The 19756-nt window shown below is 37.9% G+C and carries 25 protein-coding genes, 1 other RNA gene and 2 pseudogenes; 7 read left to right on the plus strand and 21 right to left on the minus strand.

Translation table 11 applies throughout. From position 1 onward, the window contains the following. Positions 1-10 precede the first annotated feature (10 nt). A pseudogene (locus tag KO561_RS10025) lies at positions 11-685 on the plus strand (Tn3 family transposase); the annotation flags it as partial. Positions 686-785: 100 nt separating this feature from the next. Here the strand turns inward: KO561_RS10025 and KO561_RS10030 are convergent. From KO561_RS10030 to KO561_RS10055, 6 genes are all read right to left on the minus strand, one after another. Beyond that, the gene (locus KO561_RS10030) at positions 786-1004 is read right to left on the minus strand and encodes a YozE family protein (protein WP_231096963.1); all 219 of its coding nucleotides are present in this window, start codon (positions 1002-1004) and stop codon (positions 786-788) included. A gap of 16 nt (positions 1005-1020) precedes the next feature. Then, complete coding sequence (gene tatC / locus KO561_RS10035) at positions 1021-1785, minus strand: twin-arginine translocase subunit TatC (protein WP_408004856.1); 765 nt, start codon at positions 1783-1785, stop codon at positions 1021-1023. A gap of 85 nt (positions 1786-1870) precedes the next feature. Then, positions 1871-2053, minus strand: coding sequence for a twin-arginine translocase TatA/TatE family subunit (locus KO561_RS10040; RefSeq protein ID WP_231096965.1), 183 nt, complete (start codon positions 2051-2053; stop codon positions 1871-1873). Between the two features lie 144 nt (positions 2054-2197). Beyond that, on the minus strand, positions 2198-2686 hold the full coding sequence (locus KO561_RS10045) for a dihydrofolate reductase (protein WP_231096966.1): 489 nt from the start codon (positions 2684-2686) through the stop codon (positions 2198-2200). A gap of 14 nt (positions 2687-2700) precedes the next feature. Beyond that, positions 2701-3657, minus strand: a complete 957-nt coding sequence (locus KO561_RS10050; RefSeq protein WP_231096967.1) for a thymidylate synthase — start codon at positions 3655-3657, stop codon at positions 2701-2703. 13 nt (positions 3658-3670) lie between these two features. Then, complete coding sequence (locus KO561_RS10055; RefSeq protein ID WP_231096968.1) at positions 3671-4423, minus strand: anthrax toxin lethal factor-related metalloendopeptidase; 753 nt, start codon at positions 4421-4423, stop codon at positions 3671-3673. 165 nt (positions 4424-4588) lie between these two features. Between KO561_RS10055 and KO561_RS10060 the strand changes: the two genes are divergently transcribed. Further along, positions 4589-5605 (plus strand): C40 family peptidase, encoded by a 1017-nt coding sequence (locus KO561_RS10060; RefSeq protein WP_231096969.1) that lies wholly within the window; start codon positions 4589-4591, stop codon positions 5603-5605. Positions 5606-5642: 37 nt separating this feature from the next. Here KO561_RS10060 and KO561_RS10065 read toward each other — a convergent pair whose 3' ends face one another. Both KO561_RS10065 and KO561_RS10070 read right to left on the minus strand, forming a co-directional pair. Then, positions 5643-6251 (minus strand): HD domain-containing protein, encoded by a 609-nt coding sequence (locus tag KO561_RS10065; RefSeq protein WP_231096970.1) that lies wholly within the window; start codon positions 6249-6251, stop codon positions 5643-5645. Positions 6252-6264: 13 nt separating this feature from the next. Further along, positions 6265-7116: pseudogene (locus KO561_RS10070) on the minus strand (DUF72 domain-containing protein). Positions 7117-7431: 315 nt separating this feature from the next. On the opposite strand from KO561_RS10070, the gene KO561_RS10075 reads away from it, so the two are divergent. From KO561_RS10075 to KO561_RS10085, 3 genes are all read left to right on the plus strand, one after another. After that, positions 7432-7632: a cold-shock protein gene (locus tag KO561_RS10075; RefSeq protein WP_231096971.1), complete on the plus strand. Its 201-nt coding sequence runs from the start codon at positions 7432-7434 to the stop codon at positions 7630-7632. A 164-nt stretch (positions 7633-7796) separates the two neighbouring features. Beyond that, a complete protein-coding gene (locus KO561_RS10080; RefSeq protein ID WP_231096972.1) occupies positions 7797-8477 on the plus strand; it encodes a queuosine precursor transporter in 681 nt (226 codons plus the stop codon). 66 nt (positions 8478-8543) lie between these two features. Beyond that, positions 8544-8951, plus strand: a complete 408-nt coding sequence (locus KO561_RS10085) for a ribonuclease HI family protein (RefSeq protein WP_231096973.1) — start codon at positions 8544-8546, stop codon at positions 8949-8951. On the opposite strand, the gene KO561_RS10090 is transcribed toward KO561_RS10085, so the two are convergent. Both KO561_RS10090 and KO561_RS10095 read right to left on the minus strand, forming a co-directional pair. After that, positions 8941-9216: a DUF6123 family protein gene (locus KO561_RS10090; RefSeq protein ID WP_231096974.1), complete on the minus strand. Its 276-nt coding sequence runs from the start codon at positions 9214-9216 to the stop codon at positions 8941-8943. The two genes, KO561_RS10085 and KO561_RS10090, sit on opposite strands and share 11 nt — an antisense overlap. Positions 9217-9289: 73 nt before the next feature. Beyond that, a complete protein-coding gene (locus tag KO561_RS10095; RefSeq protein ID WP_231096975.1) occupies positions 9290-10057 on the minus strand; it encodes an SDR family NAD(P)-dependent oxidoreductase in 768 nt (255 codons plus the stop codon). A gap of 145 nt (positions 10058-10202) precedes the next feature. On the opposite strand from KO561_RS10095, the gene KO561_RS10100 reads away from it, so the two are divergent. Then, positions 10203-10733, plus strand: a complete 531-nt coding sequence (locus KO561_RS10100; protein ID WP_231096976.1) for a hypothetical protein — start codon at positions 10203-10205, stop codon at positions 10731-10733. Between the two features lie 148 nt (positions 10734-10881). Here KO561_RS10100 and KO561_RS10105 read toward each other — a convergent pair whose 3' ends face one another. The 11 genes from KO561_RS10105 to KO561_RS10155 all read right to left on the minus strand — a co-directional run bounded on the left by KO561_RS10105 (position 10882) and on the right by KO561_RS10155 (position 18976). Continuing rightward, positions 10882-12372 carry a carboxypeptidase M32 gene (locus KO561_RS10105; RefSeq protein ID WP_331000861.1) on the minus strand — a complete coding sequence of 497 codons (1491 nt, stop codon included), beginning with the start codon at positions 12370-12372 and terminating at the stop codon, positions 10882-10884. Positions 12373-12455: 83 nt separating this feature from the next. Next, a complete protein-coding gene (locus KO561_RS10110; RefSeq protein WP_231096978.1) occupies positions 12456-12629 on the minus strand; it encodes a DUF1272 domain-containing protein in 174 nt (57 codons plus the stop codon). A gap of 114 nt (positions 12630-12743) precedes the next feature. After that, positions 12744-13877 carry a THUMP domain-containing class I SAM-dependent RNA methyltransferase gene (locus KO561_RS10115; RefSeq protein WP_231096979.1) on the minus strand — a complete coding sequence of 378 codons (1134 nt, stop codon included), beginning with the start codon at positions 13875-13877 and terminating at the stop codon, positions 12744-12746. Positions 13878-13998: 121 nt separating this feature from the next. After that, an RNA gene (gene rnpB, locus KO561_RS10120) (RNase P RNA component class B) lies at positions 13999-14379 on the minus strand. A gap of 88 nt (positions 14380-14467) precedes the next feature. Further along, positions 14468-14767 carry a cell division regulator GpsB gene (gene gpsB, locus KO561_RS10125; RefSeq protein ID WP_269140708.1) on the minus strand — a complete coding sequence of 100 codons (300 nt, stop codon included), beginning with the start codon at positions 14765-14767 and terminating at the stop codon, positions 14468-14470. Between the two features lie 61 nt (positions 14768-14828). Further along, positions 14829-15389 (minus strand): SLOG family protein, encoded by a 561-nt coding sequence (locus KO561_RS10130; protein ID WP_231096980.1) that lies wholly within the window; start codon positions 15387-15389, stop codon positions 14829-14831. A 400-nt stretch (positions 15390-15789) separates the two neighbouring features. Then, entirely contained in the window at positions 15790-16257 is a 468-nt protein-coding gene (locus KO561_RS10135; protein ID WP_231096981.1) for a CotD family spore coat protein, read from the minus strand. A gap of 88 nt (positions 16258-16345) precedes the next feature. Further along, positions 16346-16753 (minus strand): cytidine deaminase, encoded by a 408-nt coding sequence (locus KO561_RS10140; RefSeq protein WP_231096982.1) that lies wholly within the window; start codon positions 16751-16753, stop codon positions 16346-16348. 97 nt (positions 16754-16850) lie between these two features. After that, on the minus strand, positions 16851-17213 hold the full coding sequence (locus tag KO561_RS10145; RefSeq protein WP_231096983.1) for a DUF1798 family protein: 363 nt from the start codon (positions 17211-17213) through the stop codon (positions 16851-16853). A gap of 33 nt (positions 17214-17246) precedes the next feature. Next, complete coding sequence (locus KO561_RS10150) at positions 17247-17570, minus strand: hypothetical protein (protein ID WP_231096984.1); 324 nt, start codon at positions 17568-17570, stop codon at positions 17247-17249. Between the two features lie 452 nt (positions 17571-18022). Continuing rightward, complete coding sequence (locus tag KO561_RS10155; protein WP_231096985.1) at positions 18023-18976, minus strand: DUF2515 family protein; 954 nt, start codon at positions 18974-18976, stop codon at positions 18023-18025. Positions 18977-19108: 132 nt separating this feature from the next. Here KO561_RS10155 and recU point away from each other — a divergent pair, with 132 nt between their 5' ends. Continuing rightward, entirely contained in the window at positions 19109-19699 is a 591-nt protein-coding gene (recU, locus tag KO561_RS10160) for a Holliday junction resolvase RecU (RefSeq protein ID WP_231096986.1), read from the plus strand. Positions 19700-19756 lie beyond the last annotated feature (57 nt).

The raw sequence follows: 19756 nt of genomic DNA on the forward strand, positions 1-19756 counted from the left end.
TCATCACGCTCTAATCGGATTGACCCATTTATTAGGATTTAAATTTGCTCCAAGAATAAGAGATCTATCGGACTCAAAATTATTTACAATAGATAAAGCGAGTGAGTATCCAAAACTTGAAGCTATTTTACGTGGACAAATAAATACAAAAGTCATTGAAGAAAATTATGAGGATATTTTGCGATTAGCCCATTCAATAAGAGAAGGAACAGTCTCGGCATCCCTTATTATGGGGAAATTAGGTTCTTACCCTAGACAAAACAGCTTAGCTACAGCCTTACGCGAAATGGGGAGAATAGAAAAAACGATTTTTATTCTTAATTACATTTCGGATGAATCTCTAAGAAGAAAAATACAAAGAGGATTGAATAAAGGAGAAGCCATGAATGGACTGGCAAGAGCTATTTTCTTCGGAAAACAAGGAGAGCTTAGGGAACGAACCATACAGCATCAGCTTCAAAGAGCTAGTGCTTTAGATATAATTATAAATACCATCAGTATCTGGAATACTCTACATCTAACAAAAGCAGTTGAATATCAAAAGCGGACAGGTAGTTTTAATGAAGACTTATTGCACCATATGTCACTTTTAGGCTGGGAACATATTAATTTGCTAGGAGAATACCATTTTAATTCGGAGAAAGTGATCTCAGTAGATTCTTTAAGACCACTGAAACTTTCTTAACGTTGTTAAAAACGGGAGAATCGTCAGGAAAATAGGCTTAGCGTTGTAAATCCGCGTTTTCCTGACGGTACCCCTATTTTAGATTATCCTAGCTTCCCTATTAATCTTCTACTTCTTGGTAATCCTCCCAAAGCCGATCAAACAACTGCAACGCATTCGGAAAAGGAGAATTCCATTCTAAATAGCTACTAATTTCGTGATAAGAAGTGGCATGTTTTGGAAAAGCATGATCGCGGAACATCCATTCCGCTAACTCACTTTCTGCTTTATATTGTTTGGCTCCTCGATATCTCATCATAAATTGGAAAAAGGTACGCAATTCCCCTCACCTCCATCTATTCGGATTGCTGCTCGTTCATAAATGCTTCATGTCTTTCTCGCTTCTTGCGGAATACGATGCCAGATAACACAACACTTATTTCATAAATAACGATTAACGGAATCGCCACGACAACTTGTAGAATAAAATCAGGTGGAGTAATCGCAGCTCCGACAATAATCAGAATAAAATAAGCGTATTTTCTCGTTTTCCTCAAGAAGGATGGTGTCAAAATACCTAAGCTCGTCAAAAACATAAACACGATCGGAATTTCGAAGAACAGCGCAAATGGGAATGTCACTTGTAATAAAAATTTAAAATAACGATCCACCGTAAACATTTCTGTAAACATACCATCATTTAAAGAAAGTAAAAATGGCAAGATTAATCGTATAAATATGTAGTAACCGAATACTAAACCAGCAATAAACAATAGAAAAATTGCCGGAATATAGGATAAGGAAACCTTTTGTTCACGAGGTGTTAAGCCTGGCTTCACAAACAGCCAAACTTGCAAGCTTAAAAAAGGAATCGTTCCCACAGCAGCAACGAGCATCGCCATTGTAAAATAGATCCATATAATTTCACCGGGACTAATCACCGTCAATGTAAATCCGAGATCCTGTACGAAAAAATGATAAATATCTTTCACAAACCAAAAGCCAAGAAGTAAAAATGTAATAAAGACAACAGCTGTCCAAATCAATCGTTTTCGAAGCTCTGATATATGGTCGACTACGTTCATGTCCTTCTCATTAGACAATTGTTCGTCATCCTTCACCAAACGCGCCCCCTCTCTTCGCCCTCTTCGCCTTTATCAGAAAAGAAGATGTAAGGTTTTAACAACCTTACACCTTCCGTACAGCTTATTTTTTCTCGTCTATTTTCTTCGATTCATCATCTGACACTAAGTCGCGAGTTGCTTTTTTAAATTCCTTCAAGGAACTTCCTACTGCTTTTCCGATTTCAGGTAGCTTAGAAGGTCCAAATACTACAAGTGCAATAATAAGAATTAAAATTAACCCGGGAAAACCGATGTTAGATAACATGAGTATTCACTCCATTTCAAAATTCTAAGTATAGAAAGTAGCTTGTCTGTTCTTTAAAATTCATGTCTATTATAGTGCGTTTTCATTCTAACGTCTATAGTAACATATGAGACAGCTATAAGATACTAAACTGCAAAGGCTCGTTTATATCCGATCGTATTGCCGAAAATAATAATCATATGGATTTTTCTCGTCCTTCTCGCCTTTCTTCTCACTAGTCAGTACCCATTTTGATGAATCAAAATTTGGGAAGTAGGTATCTCCTTCAAATACTTCATCAATGTATGTAATATACATACGATCCGCATGTGGAAGCATTTGTTCAAAAATCTTTCCGCCACCAATAATAAAATACTCTTGGTCTGGAGATTCTTTTTGCCATTCTAAGATGGTATCTAACGAATGAATGACGATGCAGCCTTCCTGCTCATAGTCGGTATTTCTCGTTACAACCACATTCGTCCGATTAGGCAAAGGCTTCCCCATGGAATCAAATGTATTTCTTCCCATTATCACCGTATGAGAAGTCGTTAGTTCTTTAAAAAACTTTAAATCCTTTGGTAGTCTCCAGGGCAGATCGTTTTCACGCCCTATTACACTGTTTTTGTCCATTGCGACTAGGAATGATAACATGTCTTTCCTCCTCCTTACACAGCAACGGGTGCTTTAATTGTCGGATATGGGTCATATCCTTCCAAAAGCAAGTCCTCCATGTCAAAGTCAAATACCGAAAGTTTTTCTGGGTTAAGTTTCAACGTCGGAAAAGGTTTCGGTTCTCTACTTAACTGTGTAAGAACCTGTTCTTTATGGTTCGAGTAGATATGGGCATCTCCTAACGTATGGATAAAGTCCCCAACCTCTAATCCACATTCATGTGCAATTAAGTGCGTCAATAAAGCATAGCTTGCGATGTTAAACGGAACACCTAAAAAGATATCGCCGCTACGCTGATACAGTTGACAAGACAATTTTCCGTCTGCTACATAAAACTGGAACATCGTATGACATGGCGGAAGCGCCATATTCGGAACATCTTCTGGATTCCATGCGGAAACTATCAAGCGACGAGAATCAGGATTTACCTTTATGGTTTCAATCACTTCTTTTAATTGATCAATCGTTTGATTATTTGTCGTTCTCCATGCTCTCCATTGCTTTCCGTAGACAGAACCAAGATCCCCAAATTGTTCAGCAAAGGTATCATCAGTCAGGATAGATTGCTTAAAGCGACCCATTTGTTTTACATATTCTTCATTGAAATCTGGATCTTGTAAGCTTCTTCGTCCGAAATCTGTCATATCTGGTCCGTCGTATTGTTCACTATCTACCCATTTTTTAAACGCCCACTCATTCCAAATATTGTTGTTATGTTGAAGTAAATATCGGATATTGGAGTCCCCTTTAATAAACCAAAGCAATTCACTGGCAATTAAACGAAAGGGAACGCGCTTTGTCGTTAACATAGGGAAACCTTCTTGCAGGTTAAAGCGCATCTGGTGGCCGAATACAGAATAAGTACCTGTATTGGTACGGTCCCCCTTTACGGTTCCTTTCTCTAATACTTCCTGACAAAGCTCTAAGTAAGCTTTTTCTCCCGTAATCATGTCATAGACACTCCTATCTAAAAAAGTAAGGATCTAAATTGGAAAAATCCATGGAATGAAATTGCTGAAAAAATTGATATGTTTTCGGTGCAAATTGTTGTAATTTTTTTCGAGATGATTCATTACAATAATAGTAAGCAAAGGCTTCAGCAAAATATTCCGAAGTGTACGTGGCAAAGTAGTCTTGTCCCGGAAACAAGAGAGATACTTCTTTTTTCCATAGCTTACGGATATTTTGGTGATGTTTCTGCGATGTATTCATTAAATGATATACGGTGTGGCCAATTTCATGGAGCTCTAGATTAATAGATCCATGCCCATTCCCGGAGACACTCGCCCCAATTTTCGCTGAGACTAACCAGCCACCTCCAGCGCCAGGAACATCCTCCCACGTCACATTTTCTTTCCAACCTCTGGGCTTATCCCATTTTAAATAATATAACAAAGGTTCATCTGTAAGACTACCTTCAAATAGTCGTATTTTAACCCCTTGATCCATGAGTAAGTCAAGAATCGGTCGGTCAATTGAATTAATCCGCTTCAGCATACGAATAAGTTCATTCGCGTTCTGTACCTTTTCTGGAATGACAACCAGTTCCTCTAATGCATCAGCATTTTCTAATTTATAAATAGGGTACAGTGCTTCCTTCCCTTTCGCCTGCTCTAACATAATACCGTGAAAAGGTCGCGTTATATCAATAAACGGTAGCATTAACAGCATACATATGATAATTAATTGAACCATATATTTCAGTATTTTTTTCATTGCTACTCTAAAACACTAGTTTTTCTATATTTGTAGTTTTCTATGGTGATAACAATATTGTAACACAGATATTACAAAAACATTTCGTTTTCTGTATGAAATCATATTCTTCCTTTTAGGACATAAAACTTGTTAAGAGCAAATTTAGGAAAGGGGATAATTCGCATGCTTCATACCGGAAATGTTCAGCAAGTTGTTAAACATTCCATGGCATATGGTTTTCTATTAAGCCAACCATTTTCCTTCTATGTGGATGCTTACCCTGTTTTACAAAATGAGATTTTAACAGAGTCGCAAAACTTAAAATATGGTCAACATAATGAATCTGTCCTTGTCCTTCAATATAAACTTAGTCAATTAAACTATTTCAAACAGCCTGTCGATGGAGAATTTGGGGTTCGTACAGAATATGCGTTAAAAAGCTTCCAGAAGGATCATCAACTTACTGCTAATGGTGTTGCAAACCAAAAGACAATTTCTACCCTTGTTAGAATAGAACGGGAACAATACTTGCGGCCACTTAAATCCATTGAGGAAGATTATTACCCTGGTGAACAAGGGGACGACATTGAGAAAATCCAAAAAGCTCTTCAATACTTTGGGTATTATAAAGGAGAGTTAGACGGAATTTATGGACCACTAACAGATAAAGCGTTAATCAATTTTCAGCAAGATCAGGGTCTAGAAGTGAAACAATCCATTAACGAAAAAACGGTTAATCAGATTTATGAAGCCGAACCAGCGGAAACGGTTGCAGCTCCTTCACCGGATACAGAACAAGAATCGGAACCAAAACCGGTTAAAAAGGAAACAGCGTCCTACTCGGTATCAGGACTTATTGCCACAGCAAAAAGTTTCATAGGTACACCCTATGTCTGGGGTGGGGAATCTCCTGGAGGATTTGATTGTAGCGGTTTCATTCAATATGTGTATCAAGCTCATGGAATAAAGCTAGGAAGAACGGTAAGTGATATTTGGAATGGGACCAAACCAGTCTCTACCCTATCTGTTGGGGACTTCGTCTTTTATGAAACATATAAAGCAGGTCCTTCCCACATGGGAATATACTTAGGAAATAATCAATTTATTCATGCAGGAGAATCAAATGGTGTAGAAGTGTCAGACATGGGTATCTCCTATTGGCAACAGCGTTATATTGGGGCGAAACGTGTAGCTCAATAAAGAATAAAGCGTGATATCATCGTGATATCACGCTTTTTTATACAAGTGCATTCCACTCTTCCAAAAATTGACGTAAAAAAGTTTCCATAAATGCATGACGATCTTTAGCCATTTGTTTTGCTGCGTCTGTGTGCATCATTTCTTTTAATAATAAAAGCTTATCATAAAAATGCTGGATGGATGCCGTTTCTTTTTCCTCTGGTAACTCCGAATGAATAGTGCGCCCTCGTGATCCACCATAAGCAAATGTTCTAGCAATTCCAATGGCTCCGATTGCATCCATTCGATCTGCATCTTGCACGATTTTCCCTTCAAGCGTATTAGGAACTTTTCCTTTACTAAACGATACATCTTGAATGGCCGCCTCAATAGCTTGTCTCGTTGAGGAATCGACTCCCATTTTCACGAGAAATTGGTCACGTTCTTCACGAGCTGCTTCAGGAGAATCCGTCAACTTTCGATCGTCCACATCGTGCAACCACCCCGCTGCCTCTGTTACAAATTCATCCGCATGTTCTAGTTTTGCTATTTTTTTCGCTAAAATGGCCACCCTTTTCATATGGTAATAGTCATGTCCCGATCCATCTTTTATAAATTTGTTATATACATAGTCTTGGATTGCGGCTATGTGTTCCTTTTCCTGCATGGTCTGTCCCCTCTCATTCAAATAAGTCTAATTGTCTAGGGTTTAGTTGCTCATATGTAATGCCCAATATTTGCATTAATTCGAAAGCATTATGCGCTGCATCTCCCCCCGAATTATTATTAAACAGAACGGTTACTTGTTGGGATGCTTGCTCGATCTCCTTCAAATGATCTGCCCATTCTTTTAATTCTTGTTGATTATAGTTGTATAAAAACCGAACTGCACGCCAGTCCGCTTGTCCGTTTCGGTTCCAGCCGTGCACGTTTCTCCCATGAAAACGAACAAGTGTCTTTTCTTTAGACGTTGGTTCTAAGACAGTAGGTACAGAACCTGTACCTGCTTGAGGCTCATCACAAATCGTATGAATCCAATTTTCTTCTATCATAAATCGGATGGTTTGATCCTTTCGATTTGGTTCAAACCAAGTTCGATTGCGAAACTCCAGAGCAAGTGGTAAGTGAGGTAGTAGCTCTCTAATCACTCGAAGTTTTCTAATGTTCTCTTTATTTAAATCAAACCATGGTGGAAATTGAAAAAGGATACAGTTTAATTTATTCGCCTCTAAAACTGGTGCAATAGAATTCTCGTAAGCAGCAAACAATTCACGTGCCTCTTGAACACTTCTTTTTTGTCGGTCATGCCCGGTCATCCCCTGAAAGGCTTTAATGACAAAGGAGAAACGATCAGGTGTGTCTTGAACCCACTTCTGATAATTTTTTTGGGGCTGAATTGCATAAAAGGCAGTATCTACTTCTACGACAGGGAAATGGGAACTATAAACAGATAGCTTATTTGATGATGCTGTTTTCGTTGGGTATAAATCATCATGATCCCCCTACCCTGTAAGTCCAATATGTATAGCCATTCGCAGCTTGCCTCCCTTTCCACATATTGTAGTATAAAATCAAAAAAAACAAAATAAAGACACAATGGAATAAACGCAAAAACAAAGCGTTTTTCACCAGCGGAAATAGCTCGAATTCCTTGACGCAACTGGAAAAATAAGCTATATTTAATACAAGCAAAGAAGATGTTTTGGATTCATTAATGACAGGTAGCTTCCGAAAAAGAAGTGGTTGGAATTGTGATCCTTCGCTTCTATCGGAGCTACCTTTTTTCATGCAAATTCATCTTGTTTGTATTACCACGTAATACGTGTAAGCTTTTAGGAGGATGTAACATGCAAAATGGTGTAGTAAAATGGTTCAATGCGGAAAAAGGCTACGGTTTTATCCAATTGGAAGAAGGAAATGATGTATTCGTACACTATTCCGCTATCCAAGAAGAAGGCTTCAAAACATTAGAAGAGGGCCAAGAAGTTTCTTTCGAAATCGTCGATGGCGATCGTGGACCTCAAGCAGCTAACGTAACGAAAAAATAAACATTACACATATATTAGCGATGACCATTTGGTCATCGCTTTTCTTGTTTTTTATATCCTATGATTGAATTTGTTTCATGAAATAGGTATAATGTATGCTTGGTAGTTTTCTACTACCCGCGGTTCGGAAACTCCCGCGTCATCAAAACTAAGGAGGAATTATATTGCAAAATGAATGGATTTGGATTGTATTTGCAATCCTAAATTTTAGCATGCTTCTTTTTATGTACCGTATGTTTGGAAAGGCTGGCCTATTTGTCTGGATTGGAATGGCAACAGTTATCGCGAATATTCAAGTCGTAAAAACGATTGAATTATTCGGTCTAACAGCCACTCTAGGCAATATCATTTATGGGACGATTTTCTTAGCAACCGATATATTAAATGAGAAGTACGGAAAAGAAGATGCAAAAAAAGCCGTTTGGTTAGGGTTTTCAACCCTTATCATTATGACAGTTATTATGCAGGTCGTAATAAAATTTCATCCAGGTCCAGAAGACTTCGCACAAGAGTCACTAGAAACTATTTTTGGACTTATTCCGAATATTGCGATTGGAAGTCTAGCTGCCTTTGTTGTCAGTCAGTACTTAGATGTGTGGATTTACAGTAAAATCAAAGCGGTATTACCAGATACAAAATATCTATGGTTGCGAAACAATGGTAGTACAATGATTAGTCAATTAGTCGACACCGCTATCTTTTGTGGCATTGCATTCTACGGTCAATATTCACTAGATATTTGGTTTGAAATCTTCGTCAGCACTTATTTGATCAAATTCTTAGTTGCCGCCATCGATACACCGTTTTTATATATGGCGAAAAACTTCAACAATACTTCACACTAAACACAAAAAGGCAATGCTTATTTGAGAAGAAGCATTGCCTTTATTTTAACGACAGCGGGTGATTTTATGTTAGAAATTTATACAGATGGAGCGGCAAGTGGAGATCCGGGGCCAAGTGGAATCGGTATTTATATCAAGCATGGCAAGGATCACTTTGAATATTCCTTTTATAGCGGCATTTATTCCAATCACGAAGCGGAATTTTTAGCCGTAATGAAAGCCATTGAAATATGTCAAGAGTCCTTTCCTGATGAAATTCTATCCATCCGGTCCGACTCGAAATTAGTCGTAGACGTTATAGAAAAGGAGTTTACGAAAAATCAAAAGTTTTTACCGCTTCTAACATCCATTTTAGAGGAAACAAAAGGTTTTCAACACTTTTTCATTAAATGGATTCCAGAAAAGCAAAACACCAAAGCTGATCAGCTGGCACGCCAAGCCATTCAACGTTATAAAGAAGAATTTAAGAAGTAACTCCTTTTTTCTTTAACAGTTGCGTTGCATGAGAAAGAGAATGAACCCCTTCTCCCTCCAGTAATTCTAAAATGCTTAAGTAGTAGCTCCCTACAAATGTATGTTGGTTTTGTAAGGTAGTCTTTAGAGCAAGAATGACCTTCCAATCTTCTGACATTGTGGAATGCTTTCCTAAATATATAAATCTAACATCCTCGTCTGTTAGCTTAAACCCTTTGGACCATAAATCATCTAAATAATAAGCTAATTGATTAGACAAGTTCATGTTTTTCCCTCTCTTGTTCTGACTGAATATTTTATACGATTCATTGTACAGGAACGCACGTTCTATTGTCCAGTTAAAAACCGTAAATCGTCATCCCACCATCTACCATTAAGGTTTGACCTGTCATATAATTACTCGCTTCTGAAGCTAAGAACACTGCTGCTCCTGCCAATTCCTCTAGCTTTCCTATTCGTTGTAAAGGAGTACGACTCATAATATCCTGAACGTATTGCTCATCTTGTAATAGTTTTTTTGTTAAGGAAGTCGGAAAATACCATGGTCCGATTGCATTGACGTGGATACCAAATTTCCCCCACTCTAATGCTAAATTTTTCGTCATCTGAATAATAGCACTTTTCGTCATGGCATATACAACACCTGTTCGTAATGCTACATGACCTCCTACGGAAGAAATATTAATGATTTTGCCTCTTCCCTTTTCTTTCATTCGTCTACCAGCTTCCTGAGCCAGGAAGAATGTACTTTTCATATTTATATCAATGATTTGACTCCATTCTTCTTCTGTAACGTCTAGGGATTCACTACGTATGTTCATTCCGGCATTATTCACCCAAATATCAATAGGATCATCCCCAATTTGTTTATTTAATGCTTCTATTATTCTTCTATAATTAGAAACATCCTCACAGATGGGATAAGCTTTTCTACCGAATGATTCTATGACTTCTTTTACATCGTCTAAGTCCCTTTCCGTACGGGAAATGATGACAACGTCTGCCCCAGCTTCTGCATAACTAATAGCAATTGCCTTCCCAATTCCCTTTCCAGCTCCTGTCACAACAGCTAATTGGTTATCTATTCTAAAATCTGGTAAGTACATAAAAAATCCCCTTTTTTTGAATCGTTAAATAATTCCAATAATTATAACATTTTCATAAATTGTTTACTTTTAAATAATAGAGTATTACACTACTTATGGATTGACAGAATAGTAACAGTATTTCAATTTTAAGGGGGTAATATCCATGAAAAAATTTCTACTAGCTTTAGGTTTAATTTCAGCATTCGTTATCGCTGGATGTTCACAATCAGATGAAGGAACAGATAAAGAGAAATCATCTGAAGAAGAAAAAGCAAGTGAATCCGATGTAAAAACAGTACTATTAGATGAACAAGAAAACTTTACGGATACTTTCAGTCCATTCCAACAAACGATCAATGCTTACCAAGCTACAATCGGTGATGATGAAGTAACACCAGAGGAACGCGCAGCTGCTGCTGAAGAAGCACTTACTGCAGCGAAAAATGCTCAAACTGAGTTAGAAAATTACGAAGTAAGCGCAGATCTTTCAGATGATATGAAAGAATCTTATACTAATGCATTAACTACTCTAAAAGATTACTATGCTGAAGTAGCTTCAGCAATTGAAGCAAATGCAGATGCAGCTGACTTCACTGCTGCGCAAACTAAATGGGACGAATATCAAAGCGCTATCGGATCTATCTTCGAAGATGCTGATCTTCTTGCTCCTAACATGGCAGATGCATTAAGCTAATCATACTTAGTTACAAAGGAAAACGGCCCTAGGGCCGTTTTTTTTGTTCCTTTTCTATGCATATATAAAATCGGCTTGGTATGGGTACGTAAACCAATTCCCCATCCAACTCCTGTCTAAATACCTCAATTTTTGTACTTTTGTTCTTTTATAATTGGTATATTTTTGAATACTTTTCAGTTAAATAATCCACTAAATATTTAGGATTTAATCCTTCGTCCGTTACATCTTTAAGTATTTCAAGCGGTTGCTTCATCTTGCCGTGACGATGAATGTTTTCTCCTAACCATTCTTTAATTTTTAGGAAATTCCCACTTTCAATCAATTCATCAACATCTATTTCTTTTTTCATAGTATGGTAAATTTGCGCAGCATACATATAGCCTAAAGCATAGGATGGGAAATAGCCAAAATCTCCACCAGACCAATGAATATCCTGAAGAACCCCTTCTTTATCAGAGGTTGGACGAATCCCTAGATACTCCTCCATCTTATCGTTCCATAGCTCTGGTAAATCTTTGACTTCAATTTCCCCACTAATCAGTGCTTTCTCTAGCTCATAACGAATCATAATATGTAAGGCATATGTCATTTCGTCTGCTTCGATTCGAATAAAGGAAGGCTTCACTTCATTAATGGCTTTATAGAATTCATCAAAAGACAGGCTTTTGAATTCGTTTGGTGCAAAGGATTTGAATACTTCAAAGTGGTTTTGCCAGAATCCTTCACTTCGTGCTACGAGATTTTCCCAAAATAGGGACTGAGATTCATGGATTCCCATAGAAGTTCCTCCAGCTAATGGAGTTTGATATAAAGATGGATCAATATTTTGTTCGTATAAAGCGTGCCCACCCTCATGGATTGTACCGAACACGGCCATTCGGAAATCATCTTCATCATAGCGAGTCGTTACACGAACGTCGTTCGGATTGATTCCGATCGCAAACGGATGAACAGTCTCGTCTAAACGGCCAGCCTCAAAATCAAAGCCCATTCGTTTTAGAATCTCCAAGCTAAAGTCTTCTTGTTTTTCTTTAGGGAAATGGTGTTGAAGAACTTCTGGGTTCGGCTTATGGTTAGATTGATTGACCTTTTCAACTAGTGAGGTGAGCTCTTTGCGCAAAGCTGGAAAAACTTGATCTAATGTTTCCGTTGTGACACCGGGTTCATACATATCGAGTAATGCATCATAAATATTCTTTTCATAACCCCAGTACTCCGCGAATTTCCGCTTATAATCTACTAATTTCTCCAAGTATGGTTGTAGAAGTGAAAAATCACCCTTCACACGGGCTTCAGTCCATACAGATTCTGCTCTTGATTGTAGGGTCACATACTCTTTGTATTCTGCTTCTGGTATTTTTTTATTTCGGTTATACTCTTTTTCACACTCTTCAATAGATTTAGCGAGAATGGGATCCTCCGTCTTCCCTTTTAGATCATTAATGAATTGCTTCATTTGATCAGAGGTGGATAACGCGTGGAGTTTCTGAGATAGGAATCCAATGACCTCGGAACGAAGATCCATTCCTTTTTTCGGTGCTTTTGTTCGTAGATCCCACATCATGAGATACAAAGATTCTTCATACGCTTTTTGTTCTTTTAGCAAATCTTTAAACTGTTGTTCTTTTTCTTTTATTTCCAAACCTTAACGCCCCTTTCCATTGTTTACACATACAAGCTTATTTTACCAAACATTCTAGACGCTGTATCTCTTTTTCCTTATTTACTTCTCGGTCTCTTTACAAGCTCTCCACCACAATTTGGACAAACATAATTCGTAGTAGATGAACATTCAGGACAAAATGTACATTCGTATGTACAGATATATGCTTCATCTGTTGGTGTTAATTGCTTGGAACACTTTTCACAAGCCTCTCTCATTTCTAAAGCCATATTCTCCACTCCTTTTTTTACCTCTCATTAATGATTCTACTTGGAAGTATAATATCCTCTAAAAGATAATAAAAGCCCAGATACTCAACTATCTGGACTTCTACACATATCCTTTTACTTCCGCTTACCGAAATATTGATAGTAATCCGTTTTAATGAACCCGTTAAACAACTTTCTTTTCTTCGTCGCTTTTTTTCCATACAATTGTTCGAATTTTTCGTACGACGTCAACATATAAACACTCCAAGATGGAAGGTCCTTCATTACTTCTCCAAGGTCGCGATATAGTTTTTCTACCTCCATCCGGTCCCCAATTCGTTGTCCATATGGTGGATTACCTACCAAAAATCCATTGTCCTTCTTCAAGGTTAAGTCTTTCACTTGCATTTGCTTCCATGTAACGAGTTCTCCTAATCCAGCTTCCATGGCATTATCCTTAGCAATATTAATCATTCGATGATCAATATCTGATCCTTGTATGTCCAACGGTTGGTCATATTTGGCCAAATCTTCTACCTCTTGGCGCGCTTGTTCCCAAGCTTTCCTGCCTACCCATTCCCAGTCTTCAGAAGCGAATTCTCGATTAAACCCTGGAGCAATGTTTTGCCCAATGAGAGCTGCTTCTATCGGAATCGTTCCAGAACCACAGAATGGGTCCACAAATGGTTGGTCCGCTGTCCAATTGGTCAGCTGGATGAGAGCGGCCGCTAATGTCTCTTTCAACGGTGCTTCCCCTTGACCAACTCGATATCCACGTTTATGCAGCCCTGTACCTGACGTATCAATTGTTAATGTCACGATATCCTTTAGAATGGCTACTTCAATACGATAGAACGCACCTGTTTCCTCTAACCAGCTTGCAATACCATATTTCTGCTTTAATCGCTCTACAACTGCTTTTTTAACGATGGATTGACAATCTGGCACACTATGTAACGTAGATTTAACGGATTTACCGATCACTGGAAACTCTCCATCCTCTGGAATGAATGTTTCCCACTCTATTTGCTTCGTTTGTTCAAAAAGTTCTTCAAAACTTGTTGCCTTAAATTCGGCAACGAACAATTTCACCCGGTCTGCTGTTCGAAGCCAAAGGTTGGCTCGAGGTATAGCATCTACAGTTGCTGTAAATAAAACTTTCCCATTTTCTACTTTTACATCTGTATATCCTAACGCTTTAACTTCATTCGCTACAACGGACTCTAATCCCATAGCAGCCGTTGCAATCAACTGCACTTCTTTTTTCATATTCATGTCCTTTCCCGGATAAGTTTCCTCCTATCTATGATAATAGAAGGCATCTATAAACGCAAAAAAACCCATCCTAAAAAGAAAGGGTTTCATCTATGATTGCAAAGACCAATGAATATTTTGTAAGCCATGTTCTGTACTGTCGTACTGCAAACGGTGGTCAGCCTCGTACTTAAGCAGTAATCATCTATCTACAAGCAAAAAGCTTGTCCCTTTTTCGGTTCAGTTCCCTAATCAAGGATGCCCCTACCATTATTTGGGTTGCTCACTCGTGGGGTTTACCTCGTTCCACTCAAGATGTTTCCATCCTGACTACGTCACTGTGGCACTTTCAAGGTTGCGATACCATATCCCTTGGACTTAGGTATCTTCCCTGCCGTTAACCAATACTGGTTACCTTGACTTATGAATTCGTCAAGCACGAACACTACAAGCATCACAGCTTGTGTGAGCATGGACTTTCCTCTACACGTGAAACGTGCAGCGATTACTCCAACATTCATTTTATGCAATCTTCATTGTAAGGCTAAAGATCTCTTACGTCAAATCATTATAACACCAATATGTACGTAGGTCATTGGTAATTATTAGTCTGCATCTACATACTTCTTGCCGAAAACAGCTTTTTCAAGATTCGATACTCTTTTTAAAATGTCGTAATTCACTTGATGATTCGAAGTTTGTGGACGAGCCTTAGGTTGTCCACCGCCTCTTTTCAAGCGTTCATTTTCTTGTCGTAGTCGATCTATTTCTTGTTGAAAGTTTTCATAGTCTTGAATAACAACATCTAAAAATTCATCTACTTCTTCTTGATGATATCCTCTCATTGCCGTTTTAAAGCTTTTTTCTAATATATCTTTACCAGTAAATTGAATACGCTCTAACACTTCATCATCACCTCATATTTGACACAACTTATAGCTATTTTTTCAAATAAATGAAAAATTGTCAATCGTTGTCCCATATATTTATATTCTCTGCCTGAAGATCTTGTACGGTCTCGTCCAAATCAAAAGGAGTAATATGGGAAATCATATAAAATTTCTCCGCTTGTTTCGCTTCCTCTAAGAAATAAGCAGTGCTTCCGGGATACTCTTCATCCGTCAGGACGAGGCACCCATCACTTTTTGCAATGAGCCATTTATCACGTGCTTTAAATTGAAAGGGTCCTTTGTATTCTGATTGATATAACGGTTGAAAGAAATCAGCGTGTATGCAAACCTCCTCATATTCCAGTTGATAGGGTTCCGGCCATCTACTTTCCTGATTTTCGAACGGTGGAATAACCCCTAATTTTATATCGTATGTATCTTGTAAGTCCATTATGACCTGGCAAGTCCAAAGCTCTACTCCCATTTGTCCCGATACTAGTACCCACTGCAGTCCATCTTCTATGAGGGGAATTAGCCTTCGCTTTAAAGTTTCCTTAATAATCTTAATTCTAGGATCGGATGCTTTAAAAATATTTAGTTCGAAAGGTTTGTACCCTGTGATTGTCACTACTTTCATATTTGTTTCCCCCCACCTTCTCTATTCTATTGGATTCATAACTTGAATCCAAGTATTTAAATAAAGGGGCATGAACAAAACTATAACTTCCGACTTTATAGACGAACCTATTCGTCTCTCATAAGCCCACATATAGGATGCGACCGTGTGTTAGTAACGCTTCGTAGTAGGCATTCTTGACGCAAGGCAGCAAGGATGCTTATTCGACGGGCCGTGCCCGCGGAATCTGCCAGAGCGCGGTATATAGCTTCACCACTTGTGTCGCATTTACCAGCAAAATTCTCAAAACGCCTTAAAAGAAAAATCCGAACTGATTCGAATTCTAAATTTAGAATTTCGAACCATAGTTCGGATTTTTTAAGATAAATACATTTTTGTCCTAGACTCTATATCTCTTACTTTACTTCTTCCATTTGAACGCTTTATTAGGATATGGCTTCATCGTTTTATATTCTTTGCCAGGGTCATATGGGCTAGCAATATTAGGACTTGCTAGGTCTTCTCCTTCTAGTCCAGGATTACCAGGGTAAGGACCGTATGGTGGTGTGTTTGCACCTAATCCAGGGTTTACCGGTGGAACTGCTCCTGGTCCAGCTACCGGTGGTACGGGAGCCATTGGAGATGGAACTTGATAGGCACCAGCGAAATAATCAACACTATCGAACGTATTATCGACAGAAGTAGAATGAGGATATACGTGTGCATTCTTTTGTAGATGATGATTTACGATTGTAGTATGAGAAGGATGAATGTGTTCTACTGTATTTTCAAAACAATGGTCAATCATGTTATGCTTGGTCGGATACACCACCTTGTCAATTGGTCTAGGAAAGCCGCAACCTGCGCCGTAGGGTTTATGATGTCTCATAAAAATAGGTCTCCTCTCTTTTTTTAGGTTCAATAATAACCTATGTAAAAGAGTGAAGACCTGTCTCAGACAACTACCTATTTTACGTTTACTTTTGTGAACTTTCTAAATCATCTTGTGAAAAAGAAAAAGGCAAAAGCTCATCCATGGTCACAGATTTTATGACATTCTGTAAATTGCTCGTATGAATCATCATATCTTTTGCAAAGAACTCACTCATTACTTGTCTACATGATCCACATGGAGGTACCGGACGTTCCGTATCAGCTACAACTGCTAGTTGATCAAATTCATACTCCCCATCAGAAATAGCTTTAAAAATCGCCACCCGTTCAGCGCAAAGACTTACGGGATAAGCAGCATTTTCGATGTTACAGCCGTGATATACCTTTCCTGATTTGGTTAAAAGTGCGGCCCCAACTGAAAATTTAGAATAAGGCACGTAAGCTTTTTCCCGTATTTTATTCGCTTCTTTAATGAGAGATTGTTTATCCATGTGCATCCCCTTCTGTTGGTACTACTTATGTATCCTAGGATTAAAGTAATCGTATAGGATAGTATAGTAGAACGACTGCTGATTGTAAAGGCTTTCCTCATGTTTTTTGTGTTTGGAGATCCTCCATTAAAAGCTCAAATACATACTCTATAGATTTATATAACTCCATGTACCTTTTCTTACGAACATCCACATAATAACTGTGCATAAGAATTAATTCCAAATTTTCCGCTGTAGAAGCTACTTGTTGAGGATGTACGCGAACGTCTCGGTTTTTAACAAAGTCTAACGCTTCTTCCTCCCATCCTTTTATTTTGTTATAAATAGGCGTTGTTTCCTTTCTAACATATTCAAAAAAAGAACGGTCTCGTTTATCTTCTGGTTTTTCATGAGTTAAATAGTAATCAAGTAGCTGTTGAAGGTCATGCTTTAATATTTCGATAGAATCTTGTAACGTCATGTTTCTACCCGCCTTTCTACTCTTACTTTACCATTATTTGCGGGCGAATTGCATGTTTTTAAACAGATGCTTGATTGAAAACATCACTCTATCTTTCCAAGCATCCGGTTTTGGGCTATAGGTTTGTTTTCGTAATTGTTTCACTTCTTTTCTTAACGATAATACTTCTGTTTGTAACGTTCCTAATTCATGTCTATGTGCAAGGGTGAGTGTCAAAACTTGATCATCTGCTTTTGTAGCCACTTTCTGCTCTAATAAGCGAACTTGATCCATTAGTTCAATAAATCCTTTTTCAAACTCTTTCTTCGTGACGTGTGCCGTATGTGTATCCTTCTGTTTTTGGATGAATGTATTCATAGTAATTCCTCCTCAGGATTGGTCTTGGCTATATGGTTCTCCATTTAACGATTACTTCCTTCCCGCTTGACAAAACTAGAAAAAAACAAACAATATTAGCCCCTCCTATTTTCACCTTCTACGTTATTTCGACTTTAAAGAAGGCGTAGCACAAGCTGGCAGTTAGTACTCATCCCTTTACAGTGCTTATACCTAGGCTGAATTTCTCCATCCTAAAATTTCTCCACCTAAGTAAAAAAGAGCTTTGCATGTTTTTACGAGCTATGTATCAAACTAACTGTAAAGGAGGGATTTTCACAATGGATTCTGATCAAAAAAGAAAGCAAAACAAACCTCTTAAAACGGAGGAAGAAAAGCGTCGTGGATACGGGGACAAAAAATTAGAAGGTCCAAATCGTCCTTCTACTTAATAGTGTATATGACAATAAAACCTTTGCAGTTGTGCAAAGGTTTTATTTCTTAAGTAGATATAAAGGTTGAACAAAGCTTGTGAGCAAATGTCTTTTTTTCGAAAAGGAAGTCCAACTATTATCTGATAACGATATCTCCACAGGCTTCCACCATTTTTTCGGAATACCCCCATTCCTATTCCAGTCTTGACGAATATTATCTTGATGTGAGACTACTGGATATACATCTCGCAATCTAGGGGTACACACACCATGGTGATTAGATTGATACTGTTCATATTCTTGACTTGAGCCGGTTGGGGGTGTGTGAAATGCAAAGTCATATACACCTTGATAGAGTTCTGGATGAAACAAATATGCAGATAGTCTTTTTCCAAGTTCAATTCGTTTCGTTACACTTTTAAAATCAAACACATCTGTAGCGAAAATACGTCCATGAAGATTAGGAAAAAGTATTGCGTTCATATGTAAGAAATCTTGAAACAAATAAGGAATACGATTGAAAACAGTCTTTTTGTAAAAAGGCTCTTGTATGACGGGATTTCGAATGACATTTTGTTCATTAATGATTAAAGCAGTCATCAAACGACTTTGATCCCCGATTTTCCAAAAGAGATGCCATTCCTTTTGCATAAATGAAGAAACATGAAAATAACATAAGTGATGGAATAAAGGTTTATTTTGTTTAATAGACAAGCTATAAAGGATTAATTGTGGAAATGCATCGGAAAAGATTAACCAATTGGCCCGTTCATAGGTTGAAAATAACCGTTTTCGTGTTTTTTTCGGTAGAATGGTTTCAAACACTGGAGAATGCAGATCCGTCATATTCCAACCTGCATTTCTAGAAACCATACTTGCTAAAAATGCCCATTTTATTTCTGGGTGTTTCTTGTAAAAAGCTTGATAGGCTTTTGTTCGGGTAATATTATCAAGATTATGAAGTTTTGTTTGTTCCTTGATAAAAGAAACCATTTCTTGGATAGATGAATTCATGCTTAACCCCCTCCTCACTATCATGTACAGGAATACGCCTCTTTACTAGGTGTCATGAAATTTTGCTATTTATTTAACCACTTTCTATTCATTTTCTGATATGATACTGTCATGCACAGGGAGGGCAAAAATATGAATTATCCAAATGGAAAGAAACCTACAGTGCCGTTAGAACGTAAACCTAATAGCAAGGAAATATCCTTTGGAAATCGGGGCATGACCTTGGAGGAAGACATCAATGAGACCAATACGTACTACCTATCTAGAAACAAAGCTATTATTCATAAAAAACCGACCCCTGTTCAAATTGTTCGAGTAGACTATCCAAAACGGAGTGCAGCCGTTATTAAAGAAGGATATTTCAAGCAGGCTTCCACAACGGATTACAACGGGGTATATCGTCAAAAATATATAGACTTTGAAGCAAAGGAAACGAAAAACAAGACATCATTCCCGTTATCCAATGTTCATGAACATCAAATCACCCATATGAGGTCGGTGTGTGAACATGGTGGAATTTGCTTTTTAATCATTCGTTTTGCTAACCATGATGAAACTTATTTTTTCCCTGCTATGAAACTTTTTCCCTATTGGGAGAGTCAATTTAATGGGGGGAGAAAATCGATACCGTATAAAGATGTTCAAAGGATTGGCCACCTCATTCCTTTCCATTATCAAGCTCGGGTAGATTACCTGTCGATAATTGATCATCTTTATTTTTAGAAGATGTTCAAAAAGTCCGGGAAAAACCGCTTTGCGCTTTTATTCTCCTTTTTGAAC

Origin of the sequence: Radiobacillus kanasensis, from assembly GCF_021049245.1 — a bacterium.
Classification (GTDB): Bacteria; Bacillota; Bacilli; order Bacillales; family Amphibacillaceae; genus Radiobacillus; species Radiobacillus kanasensis.